Genomic DNA, 18511 nt, shown 5'->3' with positions numbered 1-18511 from the left:
GCGGCAGCCCCAAATTCAAGATATGATACCAGAAATTAAAATCTTATTTGAAATACTTCACGCCACTCTCGAAGATCTTCATATCCTGCTCTCCGTAGATGTTCATGGCAACAGCCTCACCGCGGCGCTCAGAGTGCGCCATCTTGCCCAGGATTCGTCCATCCGGGCTGGTGATACCCTCGATCGCCATGTAGGAGCCGTTCGGGTTCCAGAACTCATCCATGGTCGCATTGCCGTTCTCATCGACATACTGGGTTGCGATCTGGCCGTTTGCGGCAAGCTTCTTCAGCCACTCGTCATTTGCAACGAAACGTCCCTCGCCGTGGGATGCCGGGTTGCAGTATACACCGCCAAGCTCTGCGCCAGCCAGCCACGGAGACTTGTTCGTAACAACCTTGGTGTAGACCATCTTGGAAATATGACGTCCGATGGTATTCATCGCCAGGGTCGGGGAAGCAGCGGTCTGCTCGCAGACGCGTCCCTCCGGAACCAGACCCAGCTTGATGAGTGCCTGGAAGCCGTTGCAGATACCAAGCATCAGGCCGTCACGCTCATTTAACAGCTTTTCGATCTCTTCCTTGATGACTGCGTTGCGGAATACGGTTGCAAAGAACTTCGCACTGCCCTCCGGCTCATCGCCTGCGGAGAAACCGCCCGGGAACATCACGATCTGTGCCTTTGCGATCTCGTTCTTATAAGCTTCTACAGAATCGCGGATATCTTCTGCGCTTAAGTTTTTAAATACCTTGGTTACAACCTTTGCACCGGCACGCTCAAAGGCTTTGGTGCTGTCGTACTCACAGTTGGTGCCCGGGAATACCGGAATAAATACGGTCGGCTGGGCCAGTTTGTGGCTGCATACGTAGATCTTGTCTGCCTTAAACAGTTCAGACTTCACCTCGGTCTGCTTCACGCCGGAGGTGGTCGGGAATACGCTCTCTAAGGTCTTGGTCCAGGAGCCTAATGCCTCGTCCATGGAGATGGATACCGGTCCGTACTCAAAAGCAGCCTTGTCAGTCACTTCACCGATCACGGTGTAACGGATAGAAAGATCGCCCACTTTTCCGTCTGGAACTTCACAGACGATGTTGCCCCAGCCTACTGCGAAGAAATCTCTCGGGTCTACGTTGTGCTCGATCTTCACGCCAAGCTTATTGCCGAATGCCATCTTGCTGACTGCCTCTGCCAGTCCATGTCCCTCCACTGCATAAGCGGAAAGGATGCGGCCTGCCTTGATATCGGTATTCAGTTTCTCGTAGCCATCCATGATCTGTGCGTAATCCGGAAGGTCATACTGATCTTTCTCAATGTTGAATACGACGATCTTGCTGCCCGGCTTCTTAAATTCCGGTGTGATGATGTTCGGATAATGGTCTACATCCACTGCAAAGGAAACCAGGGTCGGCGGAACGTTGATCTCGCCGTGCTTCTCATCGTTGAAGGTACCGGACATGCTGTCCTTACCGCCGATAGACGGAAGTCCAAAGCCAAGCTGTGCATTGTAAGCACCAAGCAGGGCTGCGAACGGTGCGCCCCAGCGGGTCGGATCCTCGGTCATGCGCTTAAAGTACTCCTGGAAGGTAAAGCGGATCTTCTTAAAGTCACCGCCGCTTGCCACGATCTTTGCAACGGAAGACAGCACAGCGTAGATAGCACCGTGGTACGGGCTCCAGCTGGACAGATACGGGTCATAGCCGTAGCTCATCATGGTCACGGTATCGGTCTTGCCTTTCAGGACCGGAAGCTTCGCTACCATGGTCTGGGTTTCGGTCAGCTGGTATTTACCGCCATACGGCATAAAGACACTGCCAGCGCCGATAGAACCGTCAAAACGCTCTACCAGGCCCTTCTGGGAACATACATTTAAGTCAGACAGGACGTTCAGCCAGGTAGCTTTCACATCTGCTACTTCTTTCTTTTCAAACGGATTGCCCTCTTTGATCGGAGTTTCCAGAACAACCTTTGCCTCCTGGTGCGCACCGTTGGTATCGAGGAATGCACGGCTTACATCCACAATGGTCTTTCCTCTCCAGTTCATCACCAGACGCGGCTCTTCGGTCACAACTGCAACCGGAATTGCCTCCAGGTTTTCCTCCGCTGCAAAGCCTAAGAATTTGTCAACATCTGCCGGGTCAAGCACAACCGCCATACGCTCCTGAGACTCAGAGATCGCGATCTCGGTGCCATCCAGACCGGCATATTTTTTCGGAACCTTGTCCAGATCGATCTGAAGGCCTGCTGCCAGCTCACCGATTGCTACGGAAACACCACCTGCGCCGAAGTCATTGCACTTTTTGATGATCTCGCTGACTTCCGGACGGCGGAACATACGCTGGATCTTGCGCTCAGTCGGCGCATTACCTTTCTGGACCTCAGCACCACAGACTTCGATGGAAGCTTCGGTATGAACCTTGGAGGAACCGGTAGCACCGCCGATACCATCACGGCCGGTACGTCCGCCAAGGAGTACGATGATATCGCCCGGGTCGGAATTTAAACGCTTTACGTATTTTCTCGGAGCAGCACCCATAACGGCACCGATCTCCATACGTTTTGCCACATAATTCGGATGATAGATTTCTTTGACGTAACCGGTAGCCAGACCAATCTGGTTGCCGTAAGAGCTATAGCCATTTGCAGCGCCGTTAACCAGTTTTCTCTGCGGCAGCTTGCCCTTTAAAGTTTCAGACAATGGACGGGTCGGGTCAGCTGCACCGGTCACACGCATGGCCTGGTATACATAGGTACGTCCGGAAAGCGGGTCACGGATTGCGCCGCCAAGGCAGGTTGCAGCACCACCAAACGGCTCGATCTCGGTCGGGTGGTTATGGGTTTCATTCTTGAAGTTTACCAGCCACTCCTCCGTCACACCGTCAATCTCAACCGGAACGACAATGCTGCAGGCATTGATCTCGTCAGAAACTTCCAGATCTTCCAGTTTGCCCTCTGCGCGGAGTTTTTTCATGGCAAGCAGTGCCAGGTCCATGAGACAGACGAACTTGTCGTCACGTCCCTTGTAGATCACCGCGCGGTCTGCAAGGTAATTCTGGTAAGTTGCCTCGATCGGTGCCTTGTAATCGCCATCGGTAATGGTCACATCCTTTAACTCGGTGGAGAAGGTCGTATGACGGCAATGGTCGGACCAGTAGGTATCCAGCACACGGATCTCGGTCACGGTCGGGTCGCGGTGCTCTTCCCCTGCATAATAATTCTGGATATGCTCAAAATCGCGGAAGGTCATAGCCAGATTTAAGGAATCATAAAGTTCTTTTAACTTCGCGCTGTCAAAGGTGGTAAAACCGGTAAAGGATGCCACGTCAGCCGGTGTCTCAAATACGGTTACCAGGGTCTCCGGCTTCTTGCTTCCTGCCTCACGGGAATCGACCGGGTTGATGCAGAATGCCTTAATGGCAGCAGCCTGCTCGTCAGTCAGTTTTCCAGACAGCACATAGGTAATTGCAGTCTTGATGACTGGCTCCTCGGTTTCTTTTAACAGCTTTACGCACTGCTCTGCGGAATCGGCTCTCTGGTCAAACTGTCCCGGCAGATACTCTACGGAAAATACGGTATCTCCCTCTTCTTTTGGGAAGTCCTCTTCATATACAAAATCAACCGGCGGCTCGGAAAAGATGCTAACAAGCGCCTGTTTGTAAGTCTCCTCTGACAGATTTTCAATATCGTAGCGGATCAATACACGGACTCCGGTCACGGTATCTATGCTCAGATAACTGCTGATCTCCTCGCGAAGCTCCCCCGCCTTAACGGCAAACTCCGGTTTTTTCTCTACATACACGCGTCTTACACTCATGTGATTCCTCCTGTTATGTATTTCTCCTGTTTTATGGTTCTGTTTCATAATTGAGACTGATAAATCTCATTTAAATAAATAATACCACAAGATATATTATAAATGAAATTAATATATCTTATGGTATTTATTATTCATTCTTATTAATTTGCGATCAAAACCGATTACACTTCCGCATCTGGACTCACACTCATGGCATCCAGCGTCAGCTTCATGATATCCTTGATCTCGTCTTCTGTCATCTTCATTTTTTCTGCAAGTTCGGTAACGGTAGCTTCACGCCCCAGTTCCTCCGCCATGCGCTTGCTCACCTCTTTTAACACGTTGACACGGGCCAGCATTTCTTCTTCCACCTTGACTTCAATTCCCTGTTCCTCAAGGGCAGCCTTGATCATCTCCTCGGCAAGATTCTTAACCTGCTCTTTTAAGTCGCCTTCCTGATACTGGTCTACTGCCATGATCAGTGCCACATTCGCCTCCTGGACCAGATCACCAACCGGAAGTCCCTGGTTTTCATAGGTCTTTGCGATCTCGGCAAGAAACGGCAGATATCCTTCCATAAGACGGGAGCGCACGGTGGTATCACCATCTTTGAATCTTGTTAAAAGCTGTGTTTCCTCCTCTGCGTCCATCGGGCGGATCGCTGCAATCTCCTCTAAATACAGCTGATAGACATCATCATGCATTGTGAATTCTCCTTCCAATCTTCTATGTATCATAAACTTAATATTTATCTGCAGATAAACTGTTCTGTAAATAGTTCTTTTGAAATCGGTTTTCCAAATACGTAACCCTGGATATAATCTGGTTTTAATACTGCGATCCGTTCCAGTTCCTCTTTTGTCTCAATTCCTTCAATGCAGACATGAATGTTCAGTCGCTTGGACATCCAGATCATCTGTGTCAGCAGATTATATTCATAAGAGTCTGACAGTGCTTTCTGCGTGAACGTACGGTCAATTTTAATACAGTTTGGCGTCAGGTCTCCCAGGCAGTGAAAATTGGAATATCCGGTTCCAAAATCATCCAGAAGTACCTTCACTCCCAGCTCCTTTAAACCCTGCCATACTTTCTGGAAATGCGCACCTGGCTCCAGATATCCGCTCTCAGTCAGTTCCACACCAAGGCACTCCGGATCCAGTTTATTTTCATCCAGTGTCTCCCAGATCTCACGCAGGACATTGGTCTTTGCAACCTGCACATACGAAAGATTAATTTGCACACGCATCCCCGGATGTGCTTTCTGCCACTCTTTGCAGTCCTTTGCAGCAGTGTGAAGCAGCCACCGGCCAACCGGGATAATCAGTCCGCTCTCTTCCAGAATCGGAATAAACTCCGCTGGAGAGATCATGCGGCGATTTTCATTTGTGTTCTTTTCTGTTATTTCCCCACTTCCAGATTCACCGGTCTGCGCTTCTTCCGAAACGAAAAAGCGCATCAGAGCCTCAGCAGAAACAAGATCATGTTCTTTTCTGCTCATGACCGGCTGATAATAAACCTCAAAGCCTTCATAGCCATGATTGATCGCATGCAGCAGCTGTTTGCGAAGTTCCTGTCTGCGGCTCCATGCGTCATAATCTGCCTGACAAAATACATAGCTTTCATTTTTTCCGAGACGTTTCGCTTCGTTTAAAGAAAATTCCAGATATTTTAACAGCTGGTCGTAATCGTTATGGCGCCCATCGGTATCAATGATCCCGGCAGATATCGTAAATACCGTCTGATACTGGTGTTCCTCCACCCATCTGCTAATTTCAGAACGGATTTTATCATAGAGACGACAGGCATCGGAAATACTCTTTCCAGACAGATCCGTGATGATAAACTGGTCGGATACCAGACGGAACAGTTTTTGCTCCGGTTCTATCACTTTCTGGATGCAGTTGGCAGTCTCTTTCAAAAGAAAATCTCCGTAATTCATGCCCAGGGTTCCGTTCACACCGCCCAGATCATCGATTCCAAGCCGCATCACAAATCCGTCTGGAAGAATCTCGGCACAATCCATTGCATAATGCCAGAGCCCTACCTCTCCCATCAGACCGCTGACATTGTCCGCTTTCTGCTTTTTCCCAATCTCATTGATACAGCCGACCAGGTATTTTGCGGAGCCATCTGGATCGCGCAGTAAGATTCCCCTGCAATTGATCCACACCGGATGCCCCTGACAGTCCAGCCAGCGGTAATCCATATCGTGGGAATCGTGTTCGCCTTTGTAGCTCAGTTCCATATCGGCCCACAACGCTGGAAGATCATCTGTATACACAAACTGCTCATGCATTTTTTTTGCATGATAAAAGTGGTCGGCCGGCAATAAAAAACGCTCCATCGCCTGAGGCGATATCATGTAATAATCTTCCTTCAGATCCATGACATAAAGATAATCATCCATCGTCGGGCTGAAAAGCTGGATCACATATTCCAGGATTTTCTTTGGTACTCCGCGTATTATTCTTCTCATTCGTTTAATGTCTTCTCCTAGTCTTCCGGGTAAATCAGTCTGCTGTCGTCAATGTTGTCCATAACTTCACGTAAGAAACGGTCTGCAAGCCATTTCGCCATCGAAAGGTTCATATCCAGATAGTTGCCGCAGTCTCTGGCACTTGCCCCCGGTACTTCTCCTTCAAAATCACGGATAAAACTGAACAATTCCCTCATAAGCGGAACGATGTCACGAGACTGGTAATCGCCTGCAAGAAGCAGGTAAAAACCGGTGCGGCAGCCCATCGGTCCAAAATAGATCACACGGTCTTTGATGCCATCATGGTTGCGCAAAAATGTTGCTGCCAGATGTTCGATGGTATGAATCTCCGCGGTGTTCATAACCGGTTCAAAATTTGGTCTGGTCATACGGATATCGAACGTGGTGATAACACTGTCTCCCGCTTTATCTTTTCTGGACACATAAATGCCTGGCAGTAATTTTAAATGATTGATCGTAAAGCTTGTGATTTTTTCCATGGTAATGATTCTCCTTATGCGTTTTATCCCCGGATAAATACAATATAACGGCTCAGGAAACGTTTCCGTATCCCCGTCAGCTTCCGGCTTTCCCGTATTGCAATGAGAAAGGCACCCAGAAGCCGGAATTCCTCCGGCTCAAGATGTCCGGTCCCATAAACATATTTCTCCAATACATAGTTAACCCTCTGGTAAATACCAGGTTCTATATCCGGCATGCAGTTACAGATACTCTGGTCTGTCTCAGCTGCATTCCACCCTAATCTTACTTCAATACCTAAAACGCTGAGATTTCCGGATATCTGCCTGCAGAGATATTCCATGCTGCGTTTTTCCTCCTGTCTTACCATCTTGCGGATCTTTTCTTCATAAAACAGGTGTCCTGCTTCCAAAACCACTATAAAGAGCAGGAACAAAAACAAAACCAGAAGTAAGACCCCGGTTACCACGTTAACATACATGGCCCGGACCTGCTCCGAAAGCTGATCCTGTTGTTTGATCTGCGGTGTATTTCCCGCAACATTTTCTGCTTCTTCCCCTTCATCCTGCAAGGCTGCAGTCTTCCTGACATTCTGCGGAAGCTGTGCCATGCGAAGAAGTGCATATGTATTGTAATAAAAACCCGGCGTAAAATCAACCGGAATCCATCCCATTCCATCCATATATATTTCTGTCCAGGCATGCGCATCCTGGCTGGTCAAAAGAATCTGTCCGTTTCTTGACTGTGCAATGTTATCCGGGTCTGCATAATAACCTTCTGCATAGCGGGCAGGAACTCCCAGACTCCGCATTGCCAATACACCGGCAGAAGCATAATAAGCAGAATTACCATACTGGTTCCCGCGCAGGAATTGCGTCAGAGGATCTCCGCTTTGTGCCAGTTCCGGCTCCTTTTTATAGAAAAAGCTGCGCTCCATCATACTCCGGACTGCCTGTGTCATGCCATAGATCCCAGTTTTTCCTTCTGTCCGGGAAGCAGAAATTTTATCCAGTCCGCCGTCCGGAGCAAATAAACGCTCCATTTCTGCCTTCAGCTGCGGACTAATGTCCAGATAATTTTCATACACGAAATCGCGGTAAACGCTTTCCCCAGTCAAATATGCTTCCTGCTGTTCACTTTCCGGCTGGTAAACCCAGCTGTCCAGCTGGAAAAGCTCGCCCGGAACATCGGCCGAACGCTCTGTAAAATCATATTTCCAGATTCCAAACAGCCCTTTAGAACGGTATCCCGTATCCAGTTTCGCAGTGACCATATTTTTTGAAGAATTTTCTTAATATCTCCGAAATCAAATAATGGAGCATTCATAATATTTTGATACGACATTTCGCATTATTTCCAATCTTATAATTTGACGTCAGCCAATCATCTTAGAATTCGAATCAATCTCTCTCGCCTTTCTTGATAAGTCTGGCTACCGGGGTAAGGTCTGTAAATGCGCTACCGATGATGATTGTTGCCTGCTGCTCACCACGGAACGGTGTGTGATTATTTATAGAGCAACCGCTCACATTATATCACAGATCAGAGAACAAGTCAGCCTCGTACACGCCTTTTTCTAACATATTTTCGTGGCAACGTTGTATGATTTCGCCAATTTTTAACAGCAGATTTCAGATATGATATATTGAAGTTTTGATTGTATTTCTTTGCACACAAAAAGCCGGTCTGGTGTTACAGACCGGCTTCCCTTATACTATTTAGAACTCAATCACTTCCGGTCCGTGTGTAAATGCGGAAATGGTTGCTTTTGCGTGTTTGAAATAAAACACCTCGGTGTTTCCGTCATCCTCGGAGTACATGCTCCGTAAGGTTGGATATGCATTCAGCATAGACTCCCGGGCTGCTCTGCTGTCATCCTCTGTCAGCTCGCCCGCTACGCGGATCCACTCACCATCCTTGAATGCCGTGAGCTCTGCCTTCGGGTTTGCATGCAGCTGCTTTGAAACATCCTTCACCTTTCCGGTCTGGATGTAGAGTCTGCCCTCGTAGATGTGCGCGGTGCCGAACGGGCGTACGCGCGGCTGGTCACCCTCTGTGGTTGCCAGGTAGTAGGTGCCTGCATCCTGCAGAAATTTCTCTACGCGCTCAATGCCACTGTAGGTTACCGGCTTCACCTTCGCGATGTCGATCAGCGTCAGCGCTTTCGCGCGGTTTTCAAGGCTGGTTGCCAGGGCTGCTGCGGTGTCAAGGCTTGTAAGTACATGCACGCCGGTCTCGATGGCGTTACGGCGGATGACAAAGCCGTCACGGCTTCTCTCTGCGCCCTGCTGCGGAATGTCGATGACCAGATCAATCTCATGACCCAGGATCAGGTCCATGATGTTCGGGGATTCCTGCTCAAGCTTGCGCACGGTCAGGGCCTTCACGCCGTTCTCATTTAAGAACTTCGCGGTGCCGCGGGTGGCAAAGATCTTATAGCCGACGTTCTGGAAGCGTTTTGCGATCGGAACCACGTTTTCCTTCTCGGAATCGCGGACGGTGATGATCATGTTTTTGTGTTTCGGCAGCTTCAGTCCTGCGCCCTCAAAGGCCTTGTACAGTGCCTCGTTGAAGGTATTTGCGATACCCAGACACTCACCGGTGGACTTCATCTCCGGTCCAAGGCTGATATCTGCGCCGCGGATCTTCTCGAAGGAGAATACCGGCATCTTGATGGCGATGTAGTCTGCCTTCTTCTGCAGACCTGGCTCGTATCCAAGCTCCTTTAAGGTATGTCCGCAGATCACCTGCGTTGCCAGCGGTACGATCGGGATTCCGGTTACCTTGCTGATGTACGGCACGGTTCTGGAGGAACGCGGGTTTACCTCGATGATGTAGACCTCGCCGTCTGACACGATGAACTGGATGTTGATCATGCCCCTGACATGAAGGGCACGAGCCAGTTTCTCGGTGTAATCGACTAATTTTGCCTCGATTTCCGGGGTGATGCTCGGTGCCGGGTAAACAGAGATACTGTCGCCGGAGTGGACGCCGGTACGCTCGATGTGCTCCATGATACCCGGGATCAGGATGTCTTTGCCGTCACATACAGCATCGACCTCGATCTCCTTGCCGACGATGTATTTATCTACCAGGATCGGGTGATCCTGTGCGATCTGGTTGATGATACCGATGAACTCGTCGATATCGTTGTCGTTGATGCAGATCTGCATACCCTGTCCGCCAAGTACGTAGGACGGTCTTACCAGAACCGGGTAGCCTAAATCGTTGGCTGCCTTCTTTGCTTCCTCTGCGGTAAATACGGTGTGTCCGGCCGGTCTCGGGATCTGGCACTGTTCCAGGATCTCATCGAACAGTTCACGGTCCTCGGCTGCATCGACATCTTCAGCTGCGGTTCCCAGGATCGGAACGCCCATCTTCATCAGGGACTCCGTCAGCTTGATTGCAGTTTGGCCACCGAACTGAACGACAGCTCCGTCCGGTTTCTCAATATCAACAATGCTCTCTACATCCTCCGGAGTCAGCGGCTCGAAATACAGCTTATCTGCGATATCGAAGTCGGTACTTACGGTCTCCGGGTTGTTATTTACGATAATGGTTTCGTATCCTTCTTTTTCAAACGCCCAGGTGCTGTGTACGGAACAGAAGTCGAACTCGATACCCTGGCCGATACGGATCGGACCGGAACCAAGAACCAGAACTTTTTTCTTCTTATGCTCCTCTTCCACCTCGCTGATGCCGTCAAAGCAGGAGTAGTAATACGGTGTCTCGGCCGCGAACTCTGCCGCACAGGTATCAACCATCTTGTAAGCGGCGCGGATGTTGTTTGCATGGCGCATTGCCTTGATCTCATCCTGGGAAACACCGGTCAGTCTGGAAATGACATTGTCCGGGAACTCGATGCGCTTTGCTTCTTTTAATAATTCCGGAGTCAGCGGTCCCTTCTTTAATTGATCTTCCATCTCAACCAGGATTGCCAGCTTGTCGATGAACCAGAGGTCAATCTTGGTGATGGCATGGATTTCTTCATAAGAAATGCCGCGGCGCAGCGCTTCTGCGATCACCCAGATACGGCGGTCATCTACCACATGCAGCTGTTCCAGAAGTGCGTCATGATCCAGCTCGCTGAAATCATAGGAGAGCAGGCAGTCTACGTGCTGCTCCAGGGAGCGGATGGCTTTCATGAGTGCGCCCTCGAAGTTGGTGCAGATACTCATAACCTCGCCGGTTGCCTTCATCTGGGTTCCCAGGGTACGTTTTGCGCTGATGAATTTATCGAACGGAAGTCTCGGCATTTTTACGACACAGTAGTCTAACATCGGCTCGAAGCTTGCATAGGTCTTCCTGGTAACTGCATTCTTGATCTCGTCCAGGGTGTAACCAAGAGCGATCTTTGCTGCCACCTTTGCGATCGGGTAACCGGTTGCCTTGGAAGCCAGTGCAGAGGAACGGCTTACACGCGGGTTTACCTCGATGACACAGTACTCAAAGCTGGTCGGATGCAGGGCGTACTGAACGTTACATCCACCGGTGATGCCAAGCTCGCTGATGATATTCAATGCGGAAGTACGAAGCATCTGGTACTCTTTATCGCCAAGGGTCTGGGACGGAGCTACTACGATACTGTCTCCGGTATGAACGCCGACCGGGTCAAGGTTCTCCATGTTACATACGGTAATCACGTTGCCTGCGCTGTCGCGCATTACCTCGTACTCGATTTCTTTCCATCCGGCGATGCAGCGCTCTACCAGGACCTGTCCCACACGGGAAAGACGCAGGCCGTTTTCCAGGATCTCACGGCACTGTTCCGGGTTCTCGGCAATACCGCCGCCGCTTCCGCCCAGGGTGTATGCCGGACGAAGCACGATCGGGTAACCGATCTTGTCTGCGATGCGAAGGCCGTCCTCTACGTTCTCTACGATGTCAGACGGAGCCACCGGCTCGCCAATCTTCTCCATGGTCTCTTTGAACATCTCACGGTCTTCGGCCTTTTTGATGGTCAGGGCCGTGGTACCGATGAGGCGGACGTTGTTCTCTTTCAAGAAGCCTGCCTCTTCCAGCTCCATGGCAAGGTTTAAGCCTGCCTGGCCGCCCAGGGTCGGCAGCACGCTGTCTGGTTTTTCTTTCTTGATGAGCTGCTCAACGACTTCTACCGTCAGCGGCTCAATGTATACACGGTCTGCAATGTCCTTATCGGTCATAATGGTTGCCGGGTTGGAGTTTAACAGAACAACCTCGATGCCCTCTTCCTTTAAGGAACGGCAGGCCTGGGTTCCGGCATAGTCAAATTCAGCTGCCTGGCCGATGACGATCGGGCCAGATCCAAGTACAAGAACTTTCTTAATCTCAGGATTCTTCGGCATTAGTTATTTCCTCCCATCATGTTGATAAAACGATCGAACAGGTACGCGGAGTCCTGCGGTCCCGGACATGCTTCCGGATGATACTGTACAGTGAAAATATTTTTTCCTACATATTTTAAGCCTTCGTTGGTTCCGTCGTTGACATTGGTAAATGCCGGAACGGCTACATTCGGATCCAGGCTCTTTGGATCAACTGCATATCCATGGTTCTGGGATGAGATAATGGCACGGCCGGTTTCTGCATCTTTGACCGGATGGTTTCCGCCGCGGTGGCCGTATTTTAATTTGAAGGTATCTGCTCCGGTTGCCAGTGCCATAAGCTGGTGACCAAGACAGATTGCGAAGATCGGCACGTCGGACTCATAAAGCTTGCGGATTTCTTTGATGATCTCCACATTTTCTTTCGGGTCTCCAGGACCGTTGGAAAGCATGATGCCGTCCGGATTGGTTGCGAGGATTTCCTCTGCGGTGGTATCGCAGGGATAAACGGTAACTTCACAGCCACGCTTTGCAAGAGAGCGGGCAATGTTTCTTTTTGCTCCAAGATCCAGGAGCGCTACTTTTTTGATCGGCTTCTCAAATGCATCGGATGCCGGAAGGATGTACTTTTCTTTGCAGGAGGTCTTTTTTACGACTCCGGTTACGGTGTATGCGTGCATGCGTGCGATCGGATCGGTCAGATCGTCGTACTGCTTTGTAGTGATCATGCCGTTCATGGTACCCTTCTCTCGTAAGATCTTGGTGAGTGCACGGGTGTCTACGCCACTGATACCAGGGATGTCGTACTTTTCCAGGAAGTTCTGAATGGTATCCTCACTGCGGAAATTGCTCGGAATACGGGACAACTCGCGGACAATGTAACCGTCCGGCCATGGTCTGTCAGACTCCATATCCTCATAACAAATACCATAGTTACCAATTAACGGGTAAGTCATAACAACCGCCTGTCCTGCATAAGACGGGTCGGTTAAAACTTCCAGATAACCGGTCATTGAGGTATTGAATACGATTTCGCTGATGACCTCGCGGGTGGAGCCAATGCTGGTTCCCTCGAACACGGTGCCATCTTCCAGAATAAGAAATGCTTTCATGTGGGAGTACCTATCCTTTCTTTCATCCGTATTATTGTATTGTGTGATGCGGTTTTGGGTCTTTGTATACACTTACATCAGCCCAAATTGATAGAATTATACATGATATACTATCGTTATGCAAGCTGATTTATTTTTATACATCATTACTTTTGATTAGACTCTATCATTTTCCCATACACCTCTTATAAATCATACGTTCTCTTCACTGTTTTGACAGGCACGCAAGCCGCCTCTCTCTCATATTCTGCTATGATGATCCATCCAAAGATCCGAGGAATCTTTTATGTCCAAAAACATCCATATCGCTTCCACCGAGCTGACCTCCAGCGGTCTCTTACAGGTCAACGTGGTCAATGTCCAGAATAACTTTCCCATCCGCAATGCCAGAATCCGCATTGCCTATTCCGGCGAACCCGCCGCCCCATTGGAAGAATTAACCACCGATGCATCTGGCCAGACAGAAGAAGTCTCGCTCGCAGCGCCGCCGCTAGAATTCAGTCTCCGTCCTGGCGAAGGCCAGCCCTACGCAGACTACAACATCACCGTAGAAGCGCCTGGTTTTAAACCGGTAACCGTGGAAGGCACCGAAGTTTTGCCCGACGCAACGGCCATTCAGCCGATCCGTATGGAACCGGAATCGGACCCGGAGCCGGAAGAAAATCCCATCCTCATTCCAGAACATACCCTCTACGGGAACTACCCTCCCAAGATTGCAGAAACAGAGATCCAGCCGGTGGGGGAAAGCGGCGAAATCGTGTTAAGCCGGGTAGTCGTGCCGCAGACGATCGTCGTTCACGACGGACCACCAACCAGCAGCGCACAGGACTATTACGTTCCATACCGGGACTACATCAAAAACGTTGCCTCCAGCGAAATCTACGCTACCTGGCCGCAGTCCTCCATCACCGCGAATGTTCTTGCCATTATGAGTTTCACTTTAAACCGGGTCTACACGGAACACTACCGCAACCGCGGGTATGACTTTACGATTACCTCATCCACCGCCTTTGACCACAAATGGATCCCGGGAAGAAATATCTTTGAAAGTATCTCCGTCATCGTAGATGAAATCTTTGACAATTACCTCTCCCGTCCCGGCGTGCGCCAGCCAATCCTGACGCAGTACTGCGATGGAAGACAGGTGCAGTGCTTAAACCGCGGATGGATGACGCAGTGGGGTTCCTGCTCCCTTGGGGAACGCGGGTACAGTCCGATTGAGATCCTGCGGCATTACTACGGTGACAGTATCTACATCAATACCGCAGAAGAAATATCCGGTATTCCAGCCTCCTGGCCCGGGTATGATCTGGGTATTGGTTCCTCTGGTCAGAAAGTGATGCAGCTGCAGGAGCAGTTAGATGCCATTGCCACTGTCTATACTGCCATCCCACGTGTAGCTGCAGACGGCATCTACGGACCTTCCACCGCTGCTTCCGTGCGGGAGTTCCAGTCCATCTTCGGGCTTGATGAAACCGGCGTTACCGACTTTGCTACCTGGTACAAAATTTCACATATTTATGTGGGAGTTTCCGGGATTGGGGAGTTGTATGGGGCATAAAGCATGGCGTCCGAATTTTCCGGACCCATAATGCAAAACAGCGAAAGCCAGGGATGCCTGATGGTCCCCTGACTTTCGCTGTTGTTTTTTCACTTTCGCCCAGACAATAAAACATCGTCGTTTCGAAAAACATCTATCCTGTGATCAGACTTCCAAACAGCTCTGCCGGCACATATGCCTTCACTGCAATGCCATCTGCCTGGTACTCTTCACTCAGCAGTTCCCCGTACTTGCGGATGGTCTGGATCTTTCCGGCTTCCTGGTAGGAAAATACACGTTCCAGATATACCTTCTGGCTGCGCAGGATCTGTTCTAAGGTACTTAACAGTTCGTCCAAACCAGCTCCGGTCTTTGCAGAGATCTGTACCTGATAGTCCGACTGCAGATCCCGCGGAAACTCCCCGTCTTCCTTCTGGTCGATCTTGTTAAATACGGTAACGATGATCTTATCCTCGACCTTCAGTTCCCGCAAAGTCTCGTAAACCACATGCATCTGCATATCCATGTTTGGATTAGAGCAGTCTACCACATGCAGGATGATGTCGCTGTATTTTGCTTCCTCCAGCGTACTTTTAAACGCCTCGATCAGATGATGCGGCAGCTTGCGGATAAAACCGACCGTATCGGTCAGCATGATCTGCTGCCCGCTTTCCAGCTCCAGATTGCGGGTGGTTGGATCCAGCGTTGCAAACAGCTTATCCTCTGCCAGAATGCCTGCATCCGTCAGCCGGTTCAAAAGCGTGGATTTTCCGGCATTGGTATATCCGACGATCGCTGCTACCGGTGTGTGAGCCTTTTCACGCTGCTTGCGGATAACGTCGCGGTGGCGTTTTACTTCTTCTAATTCTGATTTTAACTGGCCGATGCGCTCATGAATGAGACGGCGGTCCATCTCCAGCTTTTTCTCACCAGGTCCTCTGGTTCCGATGCCACCGCCAAGACGGGACAAAGAACTTCGCAAGCCGACCAGACGTGCTGCACGGTATTTTAACTGGGCCAGCTCTACCTGGATCTTTCCCTCACTGGTCGTCGCACGGGATGCGAAAATATCCAGAATGACCATAGTACGGTCCATAACCTTGGTGTCCAGTGCATCCTCTAAGTTCCGAAGCTGCGCCGGGGAAAGTTCATCGTCGCAGACTACACCGGTAGCCTTAAGTTCCCAGATCCGCTCCCGCACTTCGTCAATTTTTCCTTTTCCAAGGTAGGTGCCCGGATGGATGCGCTCGCGGTTCTGGATCATCTTATCCACGGTGACACCTCCCGCGGTCTTCACAAGCTCCTCCAGCTCGTCCAGGGAAGCGCGGGTATCGTCCTCATCGTCGGTGCTGACTGCAATAAGAATGACGCGCTCCTCGATTTCTTTCATATCAAATAATTCTGCCATAAATGTTATTACTCCTAATTGTTGCCATATCGGATTTTCCCAAAATTCTCATGATTGTCCTGGCGGGCTTCTGGAATTTTAGTTGTTGCCCTGGCGGGTTCTCAGAAATGCCAGTTCCCTTGCTGCATTTCCTTCTGCTGTATATTTCTGGTCGTAATCCTCCAGAATTTCCAGCGCCTTTTTGTAATCGCCCTTATACTCCCAGGCTACAGCCTGGTTGAAGGTAAGTTCTTTTCTGCCCTCATCATCGGCCCCGGCTTCCGAAAGACCGGTTTCAATCGTGGCAAGTGCCTCATCATAATTTCCGGCATTGATCTGGTCCTTTGCCATGCGGTTATAGATCTGACCAGGAATGACGCCCAGCGTCAGTGCCCGGTCATAATCGCCGGTTTCCAGCAGACAGAGAGCAAGTCCCGTCCGGTACGTCTCATTCTGCTCGTCTTTCCCGTACAACGTCTCGTAGGTGGCAAGCGCTGCCTGGTAATCCTCACTCCGGTACTCGGCCTCAGCCCGGTAAAGAAGCATCTGGCTCTCAAAGCTGCCAATCTTTCCGTGATTCAGGTCGATGGCTGCATTAAAGTCTGTGACCGCCTGCTCGTAATTCTGGCTGTCTAATGCAGCAATGCCCTGCTCCGCATATTCCTGACGGTGCTTCTGGAGCGATGCCTGCCGAAAGCCAAATGCTCCTCCTCCGGCAAGCAGGACCACTACAGCCAAAGCTGCCATCATCTGGCGGCGCCGTTTTCTCTGCTGCCTGCGGCGGCGGGCAATCTGACGGGCCCGGACCGGGGAATATGCTGACTGGTTTGTTGTCCGGCCCGCTGTCTGGTTTGCTGCCCGACCCCCGGCTTGACGCCCCGTTCGTCTATGCATGTTGTTTCCTGTATACTCTTCCCTGCCCATATGCACATTACCTTCTTCCGGTGCTTCCGATCCCGCCGCGGTCTTCGTGATCCAGAGAATCGGTTTCCTCAAATTCGATCGCCGGCTGATGCTCCATGATACGGAACTGACAGATACGGTCGCCCTTGCTGATTTTTGTATCACGCAGTGCGTAAGCCGGGAAAAACCACTGGTCGTTGTCACCACAATAGCTTTCGTCGATCACACCCATATGGTTGGCCTGGATGATTCCAAAGTTTTTATAGGTGCTGCTTCTCGGAACCACGTGGGCCTCATACCCTTTCGGCAGTTCCATGGCAATGCCGAGCGGAATCAGTTTAAATTCGCCCGCTTTCATCTCTATATCTTCTGCGGCCCGAAGGTCGATCCAGTCAGACTTGCCGTCAATATAGGTTAATTTTTCCATATCTTCCTGAAAATATTTAATTCTGATTTTCTGCATCTTCTGATTCCTCTTTCTGCTGTTCTTCTAAATCTTCCCACTCTTGCTGATCTTCCAAATCCTGATTGTCAGAATCCTGCCTGTCGGAGTTCTGACATTGCTCCAAATCTTCTGTTTGCAAGTCGTCGCGCTCTTCCATGAGTTCCGTCAGCACCGCTTCCACTTCCTGTTCCGGTGTTTGTGCTGCTTCTTCGCCCTGCTCTCCAAGCTTCATCTGCAGTTCCTCTTCGACCTCCTGGATGATTTCTTCTTCCTGCTCCGGATTCATGGTAGGAAGGTCTATCATGGAACTGACGCCAAAGCGCCGCAAAAATTCCTCTGTGGTGGCAAACAGTGCCGGACGGCCAGGTGCATCCAGACGGCCAGCTTCATATACAAGACCATATTCCACCAGACGGTTTACCGCATGATCGGAGTTTACACCGCGGATCTTGCCAATTTCCATTTTCGTCACCGGCTGACGGTATGCAATGATGGAAAGCGTCTCTAAAATGACATCCGTCAGCACATGTTTCTTCGGTGCCACGGCAACCCGGATCAGGTTTTCATAATAGTCCTGGCAGGTGCACATCTGGTATGCGTTTTCCAGCTCCAGAATGCGCATGCCACGTTTTTCTTCTTCGTAACGCTTCTGCAGATGCAGCACGACACGCTTTGCAATGTCCTCGCTCTGATCGATTGCAATCGCCAGCTGGCGCAGCTCCACGGAATTGCCCATCGTGAATAAAACTGCCTCGATGATTGCCTCCCAGTCCTCGGCATGATACTGTGCATTTTCTCCTGGCATCTGCTTGTCCGAACCAGCTTTCCTGGTGGCTGCAGAATGTCCGGTTGCAGCCATATTTCCTCCTGTGGACTTTCCGGCAGTTCCGTTCCCAAGCACCTTTCCACCTGCTGTTTCAATCTGTCCAGACTGTTCAGACTGTTTTAACTGCTCAGGCTGCCTTTCCTGCTTTTCCAACCGTTCCAGTTCTTCTTCTGCTTCCATTTGTGCGTGCCTGGCTTCTATCGCAGCCAGATCTACTTTCTCATCTTCTTCATCAAAAAAACTACCCAT

General features: G+C 50.2%; 12 protein-coding genes. 1 reads left to right on the top strand and 11 read right to left on the bottom strand.

Annotation, left to right across the window (positions count from 1 at the left end):
• Positions 1-43 precede the first annotated feature (43 nt).
• The 7 genes from DWZ40_RS01930 to DWZ40_RS01900 form a co-directional block, all read right to left on the bottom strand.
• On the bottom strand, positions 44-3808 hold the full coding sequence (locus tag DWZ40_RS01930) for a phosphoribosylformylglycinamidine synthase (RefSeq protein WP_118540464.1): 3765 nt from the start codon (positions 3806-3808) through the stop codon (positions 44-46).
• A gap of 164 nt (positions 3809-3972) precedes the next feature.
• Positions 3973-4494: a sigma-70 domain-containing protein gene (locus tag DWZ40_RS01925; RefSeq protein ID WP_118540463.1), complete on the bottom strand. Its 522-nt coding sequence runs from the start codon at positions 4492-4494 to the stop codon at positions 3973-3975.
• A gap of 44 nt (positions 4495-4538) precedes the next feature.
• The gene (locus tag DWZ40_RS01920) at positions 4539-6266 is read right to left on the bottom strand and encodes a bifunctional diguanylate cyclase/phosphodiesterase (RefSeq protein ID WP_118540462.1); all 1728 of its coding nucleotides are present in this window, start codon (positions 6264-6266) and stop codon (positions 4539-4541) included.
• Positions 6267-6283: 17 nt separating this feature from the next.
• A complete protein-coding gene (locus DWZ40_RS01915; RefSeq protein WP_118540461.1) occupies positions 6284-6766 on the bottom strand; it encodes an S-ribosylhomocysteine lyase in 483 nt (160 codons plus the stop codon).
• Between the two features lie 23 nt (positions 6767-6789).
• The gene (locus DWZ40_RS01910) at positions 6790-8019 is read right to left on the bottom strand and encodes a transglutaminase-like domain-containing protein (protein ID WP_118540460.1); all 1230 of its coding nucleotides are present in this window, start codon (positions 8017-8019) and stop codon (positions 6790-6792) included.
• Positions 8020-8464: 445 nt separating this feature from the next.
• A complete protein-coding gene (gene carB, locus DWZ40_RS01905) occupies positions 8465-12070 on the bottom strand; it encodes a carbamoyl-phosphate synthase large subunit (RefSeq protein WP_182431590.1) in 3606 nt (1201 codons plus the stop codon).
• Positions 12070-13161: a carbamoyl phosphate synthase small subunit gene (locus DWZ40_RS01900; RefSeq protein WP_118540459.1), complete on the bottom strand. Its 1092-nt coding sequence runs from the start codon at positions 13159-13161 to the stop codon at positions 12070-12072. Before DWZ40_RS01900 ends, carB begins: the two co-directional genes overlap by 1 nt.
• Before the next feature lie 286 nt (positions 13162-13447).
• Between DWZ40_RS01900 and DWZ40_RS01895 the strand changes: the two genes are divergently transcribed.
• Positions 13448-14722 (top strand): peptidoglycan-binding protein, encoded by a 1275-nt coding sequence (locus DWZ40_RS01895; protein WP_118540458.1) that lies wholly within the window; start codon positions 13448-13450, stop codon positions 14720-14722.
• A gap of 133 nt (positions 14723-14855) precedes the next feature.
• On the opposite strand, the gene hflX is transcribed toward DWZ40_RS01895, so the two are convergent.
• From hflX to scpB, 4 genes are all read right to left on the bottom strand, one after another.
• Positions 14856-16109, bottom strand: coding sequence for a GTPase HflX (gene hflX, locus DWZ40_RS01890; RefSeq protein WP_118540457.1), 1254 nt, complete (start codon positions 16107-16109; stop codon positions 14856-14858).
• Positions 16110-16187: 78 nt separating this feature from the next.
• Positions 16188-16982, bottom strand: coding sequence for a tetratricopeptide repeat protein (locus DWZ40_RS01885; protein WP_182431589.1), 795 nt, complete (start codon positions 16980-16982; stop codon positions 16188-16190).
• A 37-nt stretch (positions 16983-17019) separates the two neighbouring features.
• Positions 17020-17454: a dUTP diphosphatase gene (locus DWZ40_RS01880; RefSeq protein WP_118540455.1), complete on the bottom strand. Its 435-nt coding sequence runs from the start codon at positions 17452-17454 to the stop codon at positions 17020-17022.
• Positions 17435-18511, bottom strand: a complete 1077-nt coding sequence (scpB, locus tag DWZ40_RS01875; RefSeq protein WP_347560023.1) for an SMC-Scp complex subunit ScpB — start codon at positions 18509-18511, stop codon at positions 17435-17437. Before scpB ends, DWZ40_RS01880 begins: the two co-directional genes overlap by 20 nt.

Source organism: Clostridium sp. AF32-12BH (assembly GCF_003477935.1).
In the GTDB taxonomy this organism is placed as follows: domain Bacteria; phylum Bacillota; class Clostridia; order Lachnospirales; family Lachnospiraceae; genus Brotaphodocola.
This window is presented reverse-complemented; position numbering and strand designations above follow the sequence as displayed.